This is a genomic window from Nocardia sp. PLKS1-43 (genome assembly GCF_059510335.1).
This window is the reverse complement of the sequence record NZ_JCAJZQ010000011.1, coordinates 1-16,107: the sequence shown is the minus strand read 5'-3', so window position 1 is coordinate 16,107 and position 16,107 is coordinate 1. Positions and strand designations below refer to the sequence as shown.

16 protein-coding genes and 1 pseudogene are annotated in these 16,107 nt (G+C 64.7%); 8 read left to right on the top strand and 9 right to left on the bottom strand.

What is annotated here, in order from left to right; genetic code table 11:
• Nucleotides 1-243: 243 nt before the first annotated feature.
• Complete coding sequence (locus tag AC5WS7_RS30190) at nucleotides 244-1,524, bottom strand: alpha/beta hydrolase family protein (protein WP_495958000.1); 1,281 nt, start codon at nucleotides 1,522-1,524, stop codon at nucleotides 244-246.
• Nucleotides 1,525-1,714: 190 nt separating this feature from the next.
• Here AC5WS7_RS30190 and AC5WS7_RS30185 point away from each other — a divergent pair, with 190 nt between their 5' ends.
• From AC5WS7_RS30185 to AC5WS7_RS30175, 3 genes are read left to right on the top strand one after another with little or no spacing between them, the layout of a single operon-like run.
• Nucleotides 1,715-2,344: a sporulation delaying protein family toxin gene (locus AC5WS7_RS30185; protein ID WP_495957999.1), complete on the top strand. Its 630-nt coding sequence runs from the start codon at nucleotides 1,715-1,717 to the stop codon at nucleotides 2,342-2,344.
• Nucleotides 2,345-2,364: 20 nt separating this feature from the next.
• Nucleotides 2,365-2,940: an SdpA family antimicrobial peptide system protein gene (locus AC5WS7_RS30180; protein WP_495957998.1), complete on the top strand. Its 576-nt coding sequence runs from the start codon at nucleotides 2,365-2,367 to the stop codon at nucleotides 2,938-2,940.
• Nucleotides 2,937-3,899, top strand: coding sequence for a sporulation-delaying protein SdpB family protein (locus tag AC5WS7_RS30175; protein WP_495957997.1), 963 nt, complete (start codon nucleotides 2,937-2,939; stop codon nucleotides 3,897-3,899). The genes AC5WS7_RS30180 and AC5WS7_RS30175 overlap by 4 nt, the downstream gene beginning before the upstream one ends.
• 444 nt (nucleotides 3,900-4,343) lie before the next feature.
• Here the strand turns inward: AC5WS7_RS30175 and AC5WS7_RS30170 are convergent, their stop codons facing one another.
• Entirely contained in the window at nucleotides 4,344-4,841 is a 498-nt protein-coding gene (locus AC5WS7_RS30170) for a hypothetical protein (RefSeq protein WP_495957996.1), read from the bottom strand.
• Between the two features lie 388 nt (nucleotides 4,842-5,229).
• On the opposite strand from AC5WS7_RS30170, the pseudogene AC5WS7_RS30165 reads away from it, so the two are divergent.
• From AC5WS7_RS30165 to AC5WS7_RS30150, 4 genes and pseudogenes are all read left to right on the top strand, one after another.
• Nucleotides 5,230-5,559, top strand: a pseudogene (locus AC5WS7_RS30165) (NsdA family TPR-like regulatory protein); the annotation flags it as partial.
• 134 nt (nucleotides 5,560-5,693) lie between these two features.
• Nucleotides 5,694-5,927: a hypothetical protein gene (locus AC5WS7_RS30160; RefSeq protein ID WP_495958242.1), complete on the top strand. Its 234-nt coding sequence runs from the start codon at nucleotides 5,694-5,696 to the stop codon at nucleotides 5,925-5,927.
• 108 nt (nucleotides 5,928-6,035) lie between these two features.
• A complete protein-coding gene (locus tag AC5WS7_RS30155) occupies nucleotides 6,036-6,518 on the top strand; it encodes a DUF4265 domain-containing protein (RefSeq protein WP_495957995.1) in 483 nt (160 codons plus the stop codon).
• Nucleotides 6,519-6,733: 215 nt separating this feature from the next.
• Nucleotides 6,734-6,874: a hypothetical protein gene (locus tag AC5WS7_RS30150; RefSeq protein ID WP_495957994.1), complete on the top strand. Its 141-nt coding sequence runs from the start codon at nucleotides 6,734-6,736 to the stop codon at nucleotides 6,872-6,874.
• A 113-nt stretch (nucleotides 6,875-6,987) separates the two neighbouring features.
• Here the strand turns inward: AC5WS7_RS30150 and AC5WS7_RS30145 are convergent, their stop codons facing one another.
• The 5 genes from AC5WS7_RS30145 to AC5WS7_RS30125 all read right to left on the bottom strand — a co-directional run bounded on the left by AC5WS7_RS30145 (nucleotide 6,988) and on the right by AC5WS7_RS30125 (nucleotide 10,428).
• The gene (locus tag AC5WS7_RS30145) at nucleotides 6,988-7,314 is read right to left on the bottom strand and encodes a hypothetical protein (RefSeq protein WP_495957993.1); all 327 of its coding nucleotides are present in this window, start codon (nucleotides 7,312-7,314) and stop codon (nucleotides 6,988-6,990) included.
• Between the two features lie 40 nt (nucleotides 7,315-7,354).
• On the bottom strand, nucleotides 7,355-8,878 hold the full coding sequence (locus tag AC5WS7_RS30140; RefSeq protein WP_495957992.1) for a cell envelope integrity TolA family protein: 1,524 nt from the start codon (nucleotides 8,876-8,878) through the stop codon (nucleotides 7,355-7,357).
• A gap of 3 nt (nucleotides 8,879-8,881) precedes the next feature.
• Nucleotides 8,882-9,184: a WXG100 family type VII secretion target gene (locus AC5WS7_RS30135; RefSeq protein ID WP_495957991.1), complete on the bottom strand. Its 303-nt coding sequence runs from the start codon at nucleotides 9,182-9,184 to the stop codon at nucleotides 8,882-8,884.
• A gap of 11 nt (nucleotides 9,185-9,195) precedes the next feature.
• Nucleotides 9,196-9,429, bottom strand: a complete 234-nt coding sequence (locus tag AC5WS7_RS30130) for a WXG100 family type VII secretion target (RefSeq protein WP_495957990.1) — start codon at nucleotides 9,427-9,429, stop codon at nucleotides 9,196-9,198.
• Nucleotides 9,430-9,966: 537 nt separating this feature from the next.
• Entirely contained in the window at nucleotides 9,967-10,428 is a 462-nt protein-coding gene (locus AC5WS7_RS30125) for a phosphotransferase family protein (RefSeq protein WP_495957989.1), read from the bottom strand.
• 78 nt (nucleotides 10,429-10,506) lie between these two features.
• Here AC5WS7_RS30125 and AC5WS7_RS30120 point away from each other — a divergent pair, with 78 nt between their 5' ends.
• A complete protein-coding gene (locus tag AC5WS7_RS30120; RefSeq protein WP_495957988.1) occupies nucleotides 10,507-12,663 on the top strand; it encodes a prolyl oligopeptidase family serine peptidase in 2,157 nt (718 codons plus the stop codon).
• A 39-nt stretch (nucleotides 12,664-12,702) separates the two neighbouring features.
• Here the strand turns inward: AC5WS7_RS30120 and AC5WS7_RS30115 are convergent, their stop codons facing one another.
• Nucleotides 12,703-13,563: an alpha/beta hydrolase family protein gene (locus tag AC5WS7_RS30115; protein WP_495957987.1), complete on the bottom strand. Its 861-nt coding sequence runs from the start codon at nucleotides 13,561-13,563 to the stop codon at nucleotides 12,703-12,705.
• Between the two features lie 441 nt (nucleotides 13,564-14,004).
• On the bottom strand, nucleotides 14,005-15,678 hold the full coding sequence (locus AC5WS7_RS30110; protein ID WP_495957986.1) for an NAD-binding protein: 1,674 nt from the start codon (nucleotides 15,676-15,678) through the stop codon (nucleotides 14,005-14,007).
• Nucleotides 15,679-16,107 lie beyond the last annotated feature (429 nt).

The window sequence follows — 16,107 nt, the reverse complement described above, 5'->3', positions numbered from 1 at the left end:
ACGAGCAACGAACCCGCCCGGTGATCGTCACTGGCCCACAGCCGTCGACAACCCTACAGCACACCAGAGCAGACCTTCTCAAACAGCCTCTATAGGCGACCACTAGCCAAGCTATGCAGATGGATCTTGTGGTGAGAACCCGTCTACCATGGACTCCACGTCCTCATCAACACCCAATTGGCGTGTCGCCTAACACCTTCCACTGCAGCACACGAAATCGTTGCCTACCCTGCTGAGATCACCTCAGTGGGCGAGAACCCAATGCGCGATATCGGCGATGACCGCCGGATCGACGTGCTGGGTCGGGATGTATTCCATCGGAGTGGAAGGGCCCGACCCGCTGAAGAATTGGTGATTATCGGAGTCGTATACCCGGATGGTGACATCGTCTCGATCCCCGAGACCGTTCCGCCAGCGGATCAGATCGTCATCGACGGTGACCTGGTAGTCGCGACCGCCCTGCAGTATGAGCATCGGCTTGTCGAGCCGCGCAGCGGTTGCGACCGGATCGAGGTCCCGTAATTGCAGCCAATACGCCGCGGGAGCGCCGGGCGGCACCTCGCCGGCCGGAGCTGTCGCCGAGAATTCGGGACTGTCGATCAGGGCGGCCTGCCGGGTCGCTTCTTGTACGGCAGGGTCGGCGTCCACATCACCGCCAGGCTGCAGCGACGCGAAATACCGGTACTGGCGAACCAGTGTGCGATGCAACGGAACGGTCGCACCAGCGAGAACGATGAGACCGGCAAGTTCCGTATCGATCTGTGCGATACGCGGTGCTACCGTCCCGCCCGCGCTGTGGCCGAGCAGGAATATCCGCGCAGGGTCGATAGAGGGGTGGCGGCGCAGCATCCGGATCGCTGATACAGCGTGGTCCATATATTCGACAGCGAGAGTGAAATCGTTGAAGTCGATTTTATCGGGATGGGCGTAGGTGACCTTGTCGAATCGCAGCACAGCTATTTTCCGGCTCGCGATTCCCCACGCGACATCTTTGAGAGGTTTGTTCCGGCTGTGCGTCAGCGAGCTGTCGCGATCCATCTGCCCGGACCCGGGCAATTGCACAACGGCAGGCACCCGATTTCCGGTTTTCGGCAGGCTCAATGTGCCGGGTACGGCGAGCTGGCCATCGCCAACTAGAACATCACTTTCGGTGAACGTCGTGGGATCGCAATAATCCGGCGGCGTCCACGGGCCCAGCGGCGCCGCCTCTTCGAGCGTGCCCAGGCGTAGGCCCTGTAGCAGCCCGCCCTCATCGAGCGACAGCAGCACCCCGAACCCGCCGCCTTTACACAGCACGGGGACTTTGACCAGAGTTCTTCCCATTCCGGCTGGTTCAGTGCTCGGGGTGCCGATTGTGGAGATAGGGCCGTTATGGTCGACCGCCTCGGCCCAGAGGCGACCGAGATATTCGGTCGGCGGGCTCCCGCCGGGCTCCTCCGGGAACATGGCGCAAACATCGGCGAACCGACTCTCGTGCAGCATTTCGACTATCTTCAGGCTTTGAACCGCAGGATCGACTCGCATGGGGTAACTGTACTGGTGGAATCGAGGCGGCCGTAACGATGTCCGCAGATATGCATCGATTTCCGGTGCGGACGCGAATTCAGTGTCGGCACCTGCGACAACATAGCGTGCGCTTGAATAGTATGTGTGGCGCGGATAGGTTTCCAGTCACTCACCCGGCATCGGTCGGGTATCGAGTTGATAGGTAATCATGAAGATCAATCCAAGAATTGCTGTCGCTGCGGTTGTCGCCACCGGCGCGATCGTCGGAGGTGGTATAGCGGCATTCACTGCGATGTCGCCCGGACATCCAGCCGGCACCGTTGAGGCTGCTCCGATTAATGCTGGGGACGGTCAGCAGGCCTTTCGTGCGATCGTCTTCGGGCAAGGGAATTACGCCAAAGCTCTCGGAGAAAAAACGGACATGGCGTCCTTCTATGCGTCAGGATATGCCTCGCATAATACTGCGGCCAGCGTTGCCGCAGCCGACCGAATCGTCGATGATATCGCCTCGAGCGATCCTCGGTATTTCACGAACTTCGATCAGCAGGTCCGATCGGGCAATCCGTTCACCGTGGCGACTGCAATCGGCGGGATTTCCGAGCGATTGCGTCATAGCGGTGTCGTATCCGCTCGTGACGACGCGGAGCCGCCCGGATGGTATTCGAATTTTCATATCAATCAGAACGTCTACGTCAATATCAATGTCGGTGTAAATGAAAATGTCGGCGTCAACGTCAACGCTTTCAAGGCGGCCGGGGTGGTTTCGTCCGCTTCCGGCGACTTCAGTCGTGAACATATGATCGCGGATATTGTAACCGTATTCGATCAGGCCGTCTGACCAGGATTTGTCTACGCGATGTGGAGTTCGAGCGCATGATTCCGACAAGAGTCGCGGTCCCAAAAAAACTGTTCTGCGCCTTGCTGGTGCCCATCGGATTGCTGACGTTTTTCACCGCTGGTGTGCAGCTTCCGGGCAATGTGTTGCATCCGTCAGCGGACGCCGTCGGTGTCGCGGGAGTTCTGACCGAGGCATTTCCACAGGGTTGGGCCTTCTTCATCCGGACACCTCGAGAGGAACAACACCGAGTTTATGCCGTGCGCGGAGATCGTCTGGTTTCCCTGGATCGCGGCCCGTTCTCACAACTCGGCAACGTGGCCGGGCTCGACCGCACATCGCGTAGGCAAGGCCCGGAGCTTGCTTTCATCCTCCGTCAGGTCGCCGCCGGCAACTGGTCCCGCTGCTTGGAACCCGACGACGATTGTCTGCGCGTTGCCCCTGCGGCGATTGCCGTGCGCAATCCAGAGCCGAACCCCACGTACTGCGGCCCGGTATTGGTACTTGGACGCGATATCGTTCCCTGGGGGTACCGAAACCTGGTCGCCGGCCCGACCGTGAACAGTCGGGCCGTCCGATTGGATGTGCATTGCGAATGACGAAGTATTTTCGACAGTCATTCCGCGGCGATCTGTCACTGCCCGTGCCGTGGTCGAACGTGTACGGACTGGCGCGATCCATTCTCGTGTTGAGCCCGTTGCTCACTCTGCTCTGCACGCCGTCGAATTACCTTTTCTTCCCGATCAACGGCTCGGCTGCGGCGGTCCACTGTTCCGGGCTATCTGGTGCCGGGTTCTTCTGCCTTGCGGGACAGGGCTACCTCGAGGTCGAACGCTGGGGCGCTGTCGCGGTGCTCGCGGTCGTGGCCTCGGGGTGGCGCCCTCGATGGACATGTTTGCCGCACTGGTATTTGGCAATAAGCTTCTTCTATAATTCGGCCGCACCAGAGGGGGGTGACCAGATATCCGCGATAGTCGCGCTGTTGCTCATTCCGGTCTGCCTCACGGACAGCCGGAAGTGGCACTGGCTACCCGATCGCGGGGATATCGAATCGAACGGTCTGGAGAGGCGGTTCGGCGCTACGGTGGCGGTAATCGCGATCGCACTGGTGAAGATCCAGGTATCGTGGGTCTATCTGCAGAGTGGAATCTCGAAGCTGAGCCATGGTTTCTGGCTGGATGGCACCGCCATGTACTACTGGACCCGGAACGATACCTTCGGTGCTCCGTCCTGGTCTCGGGGCTTCGTGTACTCGGTTACCGAGCAGCCGGTCCTCGAAGCGATATCGACCTGGGTCCCAATTCTCATCGAGGTCGCGGCTAGCATCAGCATCCTGTTGCGGCCTCGCTTTCGGCTTGCGATCCTGACCGCCGGTTTCTTGCTTCACTTCTGCATCGGACTGGTCATCGGCCTGTGGAGCTTCGCCATTGCCATGTGGGGTTGTCTGGTATTCCTGCTGATCCCTATGGGCGTACAGATTTCGCCGGAGTACCTTTCGGTGACGTTCCACCGGCTGATGAGGCGGACCGAGCACTCAGCCGTTGCGCCCGAATCGTAGCGGCGGAGCGCTCGTTCGAGCGCTAGCCAGTCGGCGCCGAGACGCTCGTTTACGGCAGGCGTCGCTACAGTATTCGCGCGTGCGCCCGACCTGAGCCGGCCTCGTCAGGAAGCTGCGGCCTGTGGGGAGTTCGCATGGGCATTCGCGAGCTGCTGGAGTTGCTGTCCGAGATCGAGCGCAACGACGGCGATGCGAGGGCGCAACTGCTTGCGGTCCAGGACATTCGCCGCCGCCTCACCGGCGAGACCCGCTGATCCAGCTCGAACGTCAGTCGTTGCCTCCGAAGAGCCGCTCTGCTTCCAGATACGGATCGAAGTCTGGCCCCAGGGCATCGGGGTCTTCTATCTCGAATGCCGATGAGGGCAACCCAGCTGCTGCCAGTTCCTGTATCCGGCGGTGGCCTGATGAATACGGAATTCTCTCGGATCGTCCCACGAGGCAACGTCATCCCCCGATGGGATGGTCCGGCAGTATTGCTTTCTCATCACCGCTGTCGAAGCAATACCAATACCAGTCACCGCTGAGGTGATGGAGTTTGCGACCTGCGCGAGTTGCGCCGGTGAGCTGGGCAAACCCGGCTCCGTCCGAGCAGTAACCCGCAGCGGGACTGGTCTGGAAATAGATACCCGAGGCGTCGCGGTAGATGCTCGAGGTCGGGTGGTCCGTATCGTCGACGCGGTAGAGGCCGAGCCGGTGACCTTCGAACGTCCGCGGATCGACACCGTTGCGCACCTTTCGTGCGGAATCATCGAAGCTGTGCTCGGAGAACTGCCAGCGCACAAGGATCGGTAGGTCCGCGCTCCATGCAACCACCGTGCACGCCACCACCAGCGCGGGCGCTAGCAGAGGACCGAGTTCGGGGACTCGAAGCCGCCGGGATACGACCACCCGGGCCAGGTAACCGATCATTCCGAAGAAAAACGCAACCGCAGCGACGATCAAGAACAATTTCCACAGCACCGACCCGGCGCCGGCCGGGTCGGTGCTGTGGACGAGCAGGCCCACGCAAGCCACAGCAGTGCAGGCGAGAAACAGATGCCAGCCGAGCTGTGATCGGAGTGGTCGCTTGCCTCCTCGCCCGGGAACGTTGTCGGACTGCACCGTGCTCATCCCCGGAAGGCTAGCCTCGATGCGCCCAAGGCCCGGGTGGTCAAGTTCCCACTCTGGGGGCCGCCACCATGGCGCCCGGACTGCTCACTGTGTGAGTAGCCGCCGTTCTGCTGGCGGTGGTCCCTTGAGATCACCACCATGGGCGTCTCCCAGGTGGTGACCGGCTTCCTGTTCGCCCAATCCCCCGCCGCCGCGGCGGCCGCGGCCGCGCTCGAGCCCGGTGTCCGGCACCGCTATCGCCGACCGCCACCCCGCCGCGATCCGCTACTTCATCCAAGCCCTGCGCCTGGCCGAAGAAGGCAAAGACCAGCTGATGGGCGCCCGGCTGCTGGCGAACCTGTCGCACCAGGCCAACTTCGTGCGCCGCTTCGACGACGCGGTGATATACACCCGAGCCGCCCAAACGGCGCTGCAGGGTCGCAACAGCCCCAGCGTGGAGACCATGGCCGTGATGATGGAAGCCCGCGCCCTGGCCAGCCTGTCCAACGAGACGGGCACCGCGGCCGCGATCAATCACGCCGAGAAGCTGTTCGAACGCCGCCACGGCGACGAACCGGCTACTACGAACTCGCCAGAGATGCCAGCCACTGCTGGCGCGACCTGCAAATCGCGCCCCAGACAAAGACATTCGTCGCCGCAGCCCTCACCGACAACACCCCGCCCCGCACCCGCGCGTTCATCCAGATGGTCGCCGCCGACGGATCACTGGTCGCCGGCGACCTCGAGGAAGCCGGATCCCTCGCGGCCGCCGCGGTCGTCAACGGCGGGGACCTGCGATCGGCCCGCTACCTGCAATATCTGCACGACTTCTACCACCGGCTGCCGCCGGGCGCGGACCGGCATCCCGCGCTCGCCGAGTTCGTCGACCTGCTGAACACCCGCTACCCGGCCATCGTCCAAGCTGTTGCGGTGACATGACCGATCGCTACGACCGCTGCACGCGGGTGTAGTCCCTTCTCTGCACCTGTCAATCCGCAGACACGGCCGTAGCATGCTGTGCGAGTGACGGCAGGCGAGGAGAAATGGGTGACCGACGACGGCGTAGCCCGTGTGAAGGTGGCCTTCGAGCTGCCCAGCGACGGAGACGGGTGGCCTCCTGTCGGGGTCGAGACCGTGTGGGCCGTTCGTCGCGACGATGGCTGCGTTGAACTGGACAACATTCCGTTGTTCGCTCGGGGGTTCGCCGCTGGCGACGTGGTTCGGGTGGAGTCCGACGAGGACGGACTTTTCTGGGTCAAGGATGCTGTGACGTGCTCTGATAACTGCACAATTCGCCTCGTCCCGTTGGGCGAGGGCGATTCCAAGGAGAAGCGGCGGATAGTGCTCGAGACGTTCGCTCGGCTGGGGGTCGAAGGTGAGGGACTCAACCGGTTCAACCTGGTCGCGTTGAACGTGCCGGCGAGCGTTGATGTGCGGGCCGTGAAACAGCTCGTGGTCCAAGGTGCTGAGGATGGTCGGTGGCATTACGAGGAAGGCTGCGTGACCCCTGAGTGGCGTGCGGCGGGCTGAGCAGGTCATGAATTTCTCCGTCTCGGCGTTGAGATTCCGAGGCCGACCTGGGAGTTCTGGGTGAATCTCCGTGCGTCGTTGCGCTTTTCCCGCAGAAAGGTGAGCGTGAGATCGATGCCGTCGATTTCTCCTTGCCAGCCCTCGCCTTCCGGTGCTCTGCTCAACGAGCCGCGGCTCGGCAGCCCCCGCGCCCGCTGGACCGCACGGGACCGTATGTGCCTGGCCTGACCGCCGGACCGTGGAAAAACCGCGACGAGACCGTGGTCGACATGCTCGGCCGCTCCATCGACATGCAGGCCCGCCGCGGCCAGGGCGGTCACCCAGGACGTCGAGCCCGCCGCAACGCGGGTCGCTGAATACGGGTGGTTACCAGTACCACGTGCCGATATCCATCACCAGATGTACCGGGCCGTCCGAGGCTTGCCGGTCCGCTCGGTACCTGTGGCGGGGCTGGTGTCGTGTTCGGCGCTCACACGCCCTCCCCGGGGGTGTCGGTGTAGTGGATCCGCTGGCCGTCCGCGTCGTAGGCGGGGCGGCCCTGGGCATCGCGCCATTCGCCCGTGTCAGGGTCGACGGTCCAGCCTTCGAATTCGGTTCCTACCAGGTCATCTACATAGTTGGGACTGTCCTTATAGGTGGGAGTGCCCTCGGGCATCGGCACGGCGGCAGCCTCGGCCGCGGCGAAGTACGCCATGAGTTCGGCGGTGCGTTCGGGGCCGTGCTCGGGGATTTTCATGCCGAGCGCTTCGGCTTCTTCCTTGGTGTAAAAGGTTTTTCCTGCGAAATGTTCCGGCATGACTTTCCTTCTATTTTGGCATTTCTTCCATGATGATGATTCACTTGTTTTTCTCGGGGCTCCAGTATTTATTGTGCACGAAGAAATCCGTGTGGTCCTTGAATTGGATTTCGTCACTGGTGCCGCCGTAATTGTGTATGTCCTTTCCGGTTTTGCTGAGTATCTGGTATTCGACTTTCTGGTTCCCGTTCTCGAGTACGTTCGTGCCATTGTTCACTCCACCATTGGTGCCCGCCGGGTTGGTGGTGGTACACGTATATCCATCCTCGGTGACCGGCTGCCCAGGCTTGTACCTGGCGAGCTGTTCCGGGGTGAGGTTCGTGTGCCGGAACACTGCACCCTGGTGGTTGGGGAGCTTGTCGAGCGCCTTGTTGTATTCATTGATACTTTTTTGCATCTCGGGGGTGACGCGATTCTCCCGGATAGCGGCAATCAAGTCTTGGGTACTCCCTTGGCCGTCGCCCATGTGAGTGGGCCCCTGGTTCAGGATCCGCACATCTTCGGCGGTGAGTGGTTCGCCGGTGCTGGCCGTCTGGGTTTTGGCGTTCTGTTTCGCCTTGTCTTCGGCTTCCTTTTTTGCCTGCGCTTCGGCTTTCTGCAATCGCGCGGCCGTGTCGCGGTCCTTTTTGGCGAGGCCCGCGAGTGTTTTGGTGGCGTCGTATTCTTTTTCCGCTTTCCGCGCCTTGAGCCACCCGGTAACCGCGTCTCGAATCGGGACGGCGAACTCGTCCACCAGTTTCGCGATCCGCGCGGCGGTCACCACCGTGGCCAAACCGGCGGTCAGGCAGTTGGCGACGGCACCGAGGATGAGGGTGACGCCGACCTGTTCGATCAGCTCTTTCGCCAGTTCCTCGAGCTTTTTCTGTAGCTGTTCGCGGAGCCGGTGCAGGTCGTCGTGGTGGGTCTGGCAGGACGTCGCGATCTCGCCGCACGCGCCCGCGATCGTGCTCGCCGAAAGCTTCATCCCTTGCAGGTCTTCGACCACCTGGGCGGCCTCGGGGGACTTGACCAGCGATACCGAGGAGATGACGCGGCCGATCCCATCGGCCAGGGCACCGATGGCGCGATCGTTCTGCAGGGCGGCCCAGGTGCCCGCGATCGCGGCGAGTTTGTCCAGGTCACCGTCCGGAATGGTGATGCCGACCTTCTCGGCGAGGTGGATCGCGTCGGACAGGCCGTTGCCGGGCCCGCCCGCCGAGGGTGCGGGTTTGCGGCACGAGAGCACCGCCGGAAGCGGATCGGCAGGTTTGACCGGCGCGGCGCCCTTGTCGCCTGTGGTGGCGTTCCAGTCCGCGAGCTGGTGGTTATAGCCGATGGTGCGCAACGCGCCCGCGTAGGCATCCATCGTCTCGGCGAGAGTGAACATCGAATCGAGGGCCTGGTGGGCGTTGGCGTCGTACCCGGCCGCCCACGATTTGGCCTCGTCGTAGGACCCAGCCATGGACGCGCACCCGTCCAGCGCATCGGCCCGGCCGTTGAACGCGTTGTACAGGTTCACCGCCGAGGTGTGCAGGGCCGAGGCGGCGGTGTAGTAGATGGACGGTTGCACGTCGATCGTGGTCACGCGTCAGATTCCGAGGGTTTTGTGGTTGGCGGTGATGGCGTCGCTGTAGGCGGTGTGCGCGGTCTGGGCGGCGGCGCGCATCGCGGCGATGCCGGCGGCGGCCTCGGTGGCGGCTTTGGCCCATTCGCGGTGGGCCTCGGTGTGCTTGTCCGCCGCCGCGCCGGTCCAATCCTGGTGTGCGGCGGCGATTCTGGAATCCAGGCCCGCCAGGGAATCGGTGATGAAACCGTGCAGGCCGCCGATGCGGGCGGTGACCGCATCCAGGTGCTCGAGGTCGACACTGTATCCGCGCTTGGGATCACTCATGGGGATGCTCCTTACGGCAGGTCGAGGGAGGAAACGCGCGCCGTCGTGGCCGCCGCGCGGGCGGTGTCCTGGCCGGTGATGCTCGCGGCGGTCACGCCCAACAGGTCCGCCATGGTGTGCAGGGCTTCCAGCACCTCCACCGCGGCCTTACGGGTGTCCTCCCAGGCCGCAAGATAAGCGTCGGCCGCGGCACCCTTCCAGGTTTGCCGTGAGGCCCTGGACCTCGGTATCTGCGGAGTGCACACCCGATACCAGGGCCTCGGCGGTCTGCTGGACGAATGCGCCTGCTGAGCGCACCGTTTCGGGCACCATCGCGAACGTGGGCGCGGCCGCGTCGGGCATGGGGTGTGCCTCCTACTCGTTGGAGCCGATGACATCGACCAGCATGCGGGTACCGCTCTGTGAGATCCAAAAAGCGCTTCCTGGTTCGTGCGTGGGATGGCCAACGGTGACCATGCGCACGCCAGAACCTCGAGGTAGGCCGGCCCGCTACCGCCGAAAACTGACCGGTGGTCCTTTGTGCGTGGATCACGCATTCCCTAGGACGCATCGAGCGACCAATCGGTTCCATGAACGTCCACATCCACTGGCGGCGGGCCGACATACCCCTGACCGGATCAATTCGAAATCGGTTGTGGTGCATCAGTGTCGATGCTCGATGTCAACCGCGGGGGAGGGTCGGACTGGGCGCCAGGGCTCGGTAAGCACGCCGGTGCGAAGGGTACGGATCCGTTTGTCGTACTCGGCGCGCACGTGGGGGGAATGGTCGAATGGTCGACGTTCTACCCCATCCAGGTCACCATCTTCACCTGCATCACCGCCTGCACGACCGGGAAGCCGCTCCAGGTGGTCAGGTCGTATCCGTACGCGGCGGTGAACGCGGCGTAGTCGCGGTCGCTGTACATCCCCATGCTGGCCTCGGCGGCGGTCTTGGCCAGATCCCACCCCGGGATCCCCCACGCGAACGCCTCCAGATCGATCAGCACCGGCGGCTCACCGTCCGCGATCATGACGTTCTGGATGTGCGCGTCCCCATGCAACGGCCCTGCAGGCCACCGGAACTGCAGCCGCTCGATGTCCTGCTCGAGTTCACTCACCTTGTGCCGCAAGAACTCCGCATCCGCGGCCGGGATCGGCGCCTTGGCCAGCCGTGCCGCGACATGCGCGAACGGCGTCCACACCGGTAGGTCCACACCGGGCGGGCGTTCGAGCCGATGCAATCGGCGCAGCAGATCTCCCAGCACCGCGGATTCCTCGAAGAAGCGGGATCTGGTAGGGATCCGGGGGCAAGTTCGCCCCATTTGCCTGCCAGAATGTCAGCTATGAGTGGCGCGCAGGAACAGCAGACCGATCCCTACCTCTGGCTCGAGGAGGTGACGGGCGATCGGGCGCTGGATTTCGCCCGCGCGCACAACGATGTGGTCGTGGAGCGGTTCGCCACCACCGACCGGTTCAACGAACTCGAGCATCGCATCCTGGACATGCTCGACACCGACACTCGCATCCCGTATCCGACCCGGCGCGCGCACTGGCTCTACAACTTCTGGCGTGATGCGGAACATCCCAAGGGCCTGTGGCGGCGAACCAGCTTCGCCGAGTACGCGACCGAGCGCCCGGACTGGGAGGTGCTGATCGATCTGGACGCCCTGGCCGCGGCCGAGGAGGAGAACTGGGTATGGGCCGGCGCGGCGGTGCTGCGGCCCGCGCAGTCCCTGGCGCTGATCAGCCTGTCCCGCGGCGGCGCGGACGCCAAGGTGGTCCGGGAATTCGATCTGCGCACCAAGCAGTTCCGCGCACCCGAGGACGGCGGCTTCTACCTCCCCGAGGCCAAATCGCAGCTGAGCTGGATCGATGCCGACTCGGTCTATGTCGGAACGGATTTCGGTCCCGGCTCGCTCACCGACTCCGGCTATCCGCGAATCGCCAAGCGCTGGCGGCGCGGCACCCCGCTGGCGGATGCGCACACCATCCTGGAGGGCGAGGCGAGCGATGTCGCGGTCTCGGCCGGATACGACCGGACTCCCGGATACGAACGCCATTTCGTCTCTCGCGCAACGGATTTCTACAACGAGATCGCCTATCTGATCGAGGACGACGGCACCCCCGCGGTGGGCGCGTCAGGGCCCGAAGGAGGCAGCCTGCGTAACCACGAAGGGCCCCGCGAACACCGCCATCGACTCCGCCGCCTGGACACGCCCACCGACGCATCGGTGTCCTGGTACCGGGACTGGCTGCTGCTGCGGCTGAAGACACCATGGGAGGTGGGCGGCACGACCTATCCCGCCGGCGCGCTGATCACTCTGGGCCTGAACGAATTCCTCGATGGGGCAAGGAATTTCGAGACCATCTTCACCCCCGACGAGCACACCGCGCTGCACGGCTACGGCTGGACCGAGAACCATCTGCTGCTGATCACCCTCGAGGACGTGCAGACCAGGCTCTACGTCCTCACGCCGAGCGAGGACGGCTGGACGCGCGAATCCCTCGCCGACGTCCCCCCGATGGCGACCACCAACGTGATGAATCTCGATCCGCTCGAGGGCGGCGACGAATTCATGCTCACCTCCAGCGGTTTCACCACGCCCGCCACGCTGCTGTCCGGGTCGGTGGGCGGGCCGACCACGCTGCTCAAACAGGAGCCCGGCTACTTCGATGCCGAGGGCATCGAGACCGAACAGTTCTTCGCCCGGTCCGATGACGGAACGATGGTGCCCTACTTCGTGATTCGGCATCGCGACCGGCGCGGGCAGGCCGGGCCGACGGTGATGTCCGGCTACGGCGGCTTCGAGATCTCGCGCACGCCGGGTTACAACGGCGCGTCCGGGATGGGCTGGCTCGAGCGCGGCGGTACCTGGGTGATGACGAATATCCGCGGCGGCGGCGAATACGGGCCGCAGTGGCACACCCAGGCCCTCAAGGCCGATCGGCACCGGGTCTACGAGGATTTCTCCTCGATCGCGAAAGACCTTGTGGCACGCGGTATTACGACCGCGCCGCAGCTGGGCGCGGTGGGCGGCAGCAATGGCGGGCTGTTGATGGGCGTCATGCTGACCCGGTATCCCGAACTGTTCGGCGCGATCGTCTGCCAGGTGCCGCTGCTGGATATGCGGCGCTACCACCTGCTGCTTGCCGGGGCATCCTGGGTGGCCGAATACGGCGATCCGGACGATCCGGAGCAGTGGGAGTACATCAGCGAGTACTCCCCCTACCAGAATGCCCGCGCCGACCGGCCCTATCCGCCGATCCTGCTGACCACCTCCACCCGCGACGACCGCGTCCACCCCGGGCACGCCCGCAAGATGGCCGCGCTGCTCGAGGAACAGGGCCACACCGTCTGGTACCACGAGAACATCGAGGGCGGACACGGCGGCGCGGCCGACAACAAGCAGATGGCGTTCCAGGCCGCGCTGATCTACGAGTTCTTCACGCAGATCCTCATGGAGCAACAAGCAGATGGCACTGCATCAGTCGCGCACTGATCTACGAGTTCTTCACGCAGATCATCGTGCGCGGCCGAATCACCGGTCCCGCAGCCAGGTTTCGATCCGGTCGACCGTGCTGCGCGGGTCGGTGATCCATCCGTTGTGCCCCAACGGTTTCGGCTCGTGCCAGGTGGTCACCGCGGCGTTCGGCAACTTCTCCAGCAGATGTGCGGCCGAGCCGCGCGGGGTGAGATCGTCACCCTCGACGGTGATCGACAACACCGGAAGTTTCAGCCGCGAGATGCGTTCCTCGTAGTCGATATCCGCGCCGACGGGGACGAAGCGGCCGGTGCGGGCCAGGCGGGCCCAATCGGAGATGAGCACCTTGGACTGGCGGCCGAATCCACCGGCGGTGATGCGGTCGCCGGGCCAGAAGCCGGCGAGGTTGGCGGTGAGCGAGATGGCCGCCGGGCCCAGTAGCATTCCGGATCGGAACACGCCGCTGTATCCGCGGAAATACGGTGTGCCCGAAGCGATCAGGATCAGCCCGCCCAGGCGTCCGCGGATCCGCGCGGCGTACATCACACCGAGTTGCCCGCCCATGCTGTGCCCCAGCAGGATCGGAGTGCTGTCCGGGAAACGTTCGCGGACCACCTCGAAGATCGCCGGGAAGTCCACCGAGACGAGTTCGTGGTAACCGTAGCTGCTGCCCGCGTCCGGTTTCGGGCGGCTGTCGCCGTTGCCGCGCAGCTCCCCGATCGCCACGTCGACCCCGCGCCCGGCCAGCTCACGGGCGAAATCGCCGTAATAGATCCCCGGCACCCCGAGCCCGGGGATGATCACCACCACGGCCCGAGGCGCGTCCGGCGTGATCGGATGCCGGTGCTGCCCTCGCGCCGCGATCAACCGCACCGGCACGGTACTACCATCGGGCACCTGAATCGGAACAGTCTCCATGCGGGCACGCTACCGCGCGAGCGGTCCAACCTCTCCGCTCCCGCGCGCTCGCGCCTTCGGCCCCAACCGAGGCACGAGCGCACCGACGTACGACGACGCCGGGCAAGCAGCCTTCGCTGTCACCCCATCGACAGGCCAATCGGAAAACAACCCGCACCTGCGACGATGTCGGACAACCAGCCTCCGCCACCACCCCACCGACAAGCCCACCCGAAAACCGAAAACCAGCCACCCGCGCGAAAACGCCGGAGCAGCGACCTGCGCTGTTCCCATCGACAGGATGATGGGAAACGGACCACACGTGTGGCGATACCCGGCGAGCAACCTTCGCCGTTTCCGTCGGCGGGGTCCAGCGGACGGCCACAATCAGCAGCCGGGGCCGGGCGGATCATGGTCGGCGAATCCGGCCGGACATGCCGAATATCGCAGTGCGCGAAGGGTTTACGCGCTGAGGATGTCAGGCTCGGGCGTATCCCCCTCGGCGCTTTCGCTGCGTTGCAACAACTCTCCCAGTCCGGTGCGGGTCGTGACCACGACGATCTGGTTGCCCTCCGCGAGTTCGGTATCCGGGGCCGGCTGCCACTCGAGGCCCGCGCCCCCGCTGCGCTGCATGGCGATGACCCGGGTGTGTTCGGGCAGGTCCGCGGTGTCCAGCGGCTTGCCGACCAGGTCCGAACCCGGTTGTACCGGGAGCTCGGCGACCATCAGGGTGGCCGCGCCGACCGCGAGTGTCGCGATCACCCGGCGCTCGCTCATCGCCGCGGCAAAACCGTCGGCGGCGAGCTGGAAGACACTGCGCACCACCGCTTTCTGCAGACTGCGCTGCACCCGGTCGGCGAGGTCGTCGTCGGAAAGGCGCAGCACCACGCGCAGATCGTCGCGATAGGACTGGCCGAGCATGGCGGCCTCGAGATTCACCGCATCGCTGCTGGTGGCCAGCACGAGTGCGCGCGCCCGCGAAACTCCCGCAGCCTGTAGCGTGTCGTCCCAGGTGGCCTGGCCGATGACGACCGGCACCCCGAGCGCCCGCGCCTGCGCGACGCCGCGCGCGTTCTCGTCGTGATCCAGTCCGACCACCCGGACACCGAGGTCGCTGAGCTGCTCGAGCACGCGCCTGCCGACGTTGCCGAGCCCGGCCACGATGACGTGATCGGTGAAACGAGCCGGATCGGGCACGGTGATATCGGACAACTGCGCCCGCAACACCCCGCCCACCACGAGCGCGGTGACGACCGGCGTCATCGCCAGGCCCAGGAAGGTGATGCCCAGCTGCACCGCCTTGAACGTGGCGGTCTTCTCCGGCTCCGGCGCGGCCGAACCCGCCGCATCCAGCATCGTCTCGTATACCGCTGCGCCCCAGCCACTTCCGACCAAGACCAGCAGACAGCAGCCGAGTGCGATCAGCGCGATCAATCCCATCAGCAGCCGAATCAGGTCGTGCCGGACCAGATATCGGATCAGGCTCATCCAGACTCGCGGCGCCCCTGGCGAATACGGTTCGCGCCCCGACAGCGCCAGCACCCGTCCGGCAGCCGGCGCGACGGGCGTCAACGCGATCTCCGAACCGGGCCCCTCCACAAGTCCGCACACCACCCGATCCGCCGGCGTATCGGCCGAATTCCCCACGTAGAGCGTGCGATCGGCGAGCCGCAGATAGTCGAAGGCGGTCTCGGTGGCCGCCGCCGCGATGAACGAGGGCGCCGCCATCTCCGACATCGACAGCACCACGCAGTCGGCGAACAACGTCCGGATGCGAAAACCCAAGCCGGTATTGAACATCCGGATCACCAACCGGATCCCCGGGTTCAGCTCGTTCGCCCGCAGCGCGGCGTGGAAGTTGTCCACATCCGCCTGATCGACCAGCGCCAACGCCCGCGCCTCGGCGACTCCGGCGGCCCGCAACGTCTTCTCGTCGATCCGCGCCGCGCACTGGATCCGCACCCGCTCGAGCCGTTCGAGCTGCGGGATGTAACTTCCCTCCAGATTCGGCACCACGACCGTCACCGAGGCCCCCGCGAACCGCGTCACCAGCCGCAACGCCAACTGATAAACCAGCGGATTATCCCCGCACACAACGAACCCCGGCCCCACCGCGCCCTCCTGCCCCGAACTCACATCCCGATGCTAGCCGCCGAAACCCCACCCCACCGGCACCTGCGCCATACGCCTGAAGGCCGAGCCCCGACCACACACCGAGACCGCTTCGAACACCGAAAGCCCGCCTAAGCGAGCCGAAACACCAACGCCGCACAACAGGAAAGTCCCCGCCCCGGCCGCAAGCCGCCCGCGAAGCGAAAAAAGCCCAGCGCCAACACCTCCGAGGCACAGCCCAAACCGACCCCACCCCACCAATGCGAAGCAAAACGCCACCACCACGCCCAGCGGCGAAGCACCTCCGTTCAGCCGGGAGTCACCCGCGAAGCCAAAAAACCCCAGCGCCAACACCTCCGAGGCACAGCCCAAACCGACCGCACCCCACCGATGCGAAGCGAGGCGATGACCAACGCGCCCAGCGGCGAAGCGTCTCTGTTCAGCTGGGAGTCA

Bases quoted from the DNA above. Each gene is read 5' to 3' on its own strand.
- AC5WS7_RS30135 (WP_495957991.1), bottom strand. From the start codon at position 9,184: ATGAGTGATCCCAAGCGCGGATACAGTGTCGACCTCGAGCACCTGGAT.
- AC5WS7_RS30190 (WP_495958000.1), bottom strand. From the start codon at position 1,524: ATGCGAGTCGATCCTGCGGTTCAAAGCCTGAAGATAGTCGAAATGCTG.
- AC5WS7_RS30175 (WP_495957997.1), top strand. From the start codon at position 2,937: ATGACGAAGTATTTTCGACAGTCATTCCGCGGCGATCTGTCACTGCCC.
- AC5WS7_RS30160 (WP_495958242.1), top strand. From the start codon at position 5,694: ATGGTCGCCGCCGACGGATCACTGGTCGCCGGCGACCTCGAGGAAGCC.
- AC5WS7_RS30115 (WP_495957987.1), bottom strand. From the start codon at position 13,563: ATGGAGACTGTTCCGATTCAGGTGCCCGATGGTAGTACCGTGCCGGTG.
- AC5WS7_RS30185 (WP_495957999.1), top strand. From the start codon at position 1,715: ATGAAGATCAATCCAAGAATTGCTGTCGCTGCGGTTGTCGCCACCGGC.
- AC5WS7_RS30145 (WP_495957993.1), bottom strand. From the start codon at position 7,314: ATGCCGGAACATTTCGCAGGAAAAACCTTTTACACCAAGGAAGAAGCC.
- AC5WS7_RS30120 (WP_495957988.1), top strand. From the start codon at position 10,507: ATGAGTGGCGCGCAGGAACAGCAGACCGATCCCTACCTCTGGCTCGAG.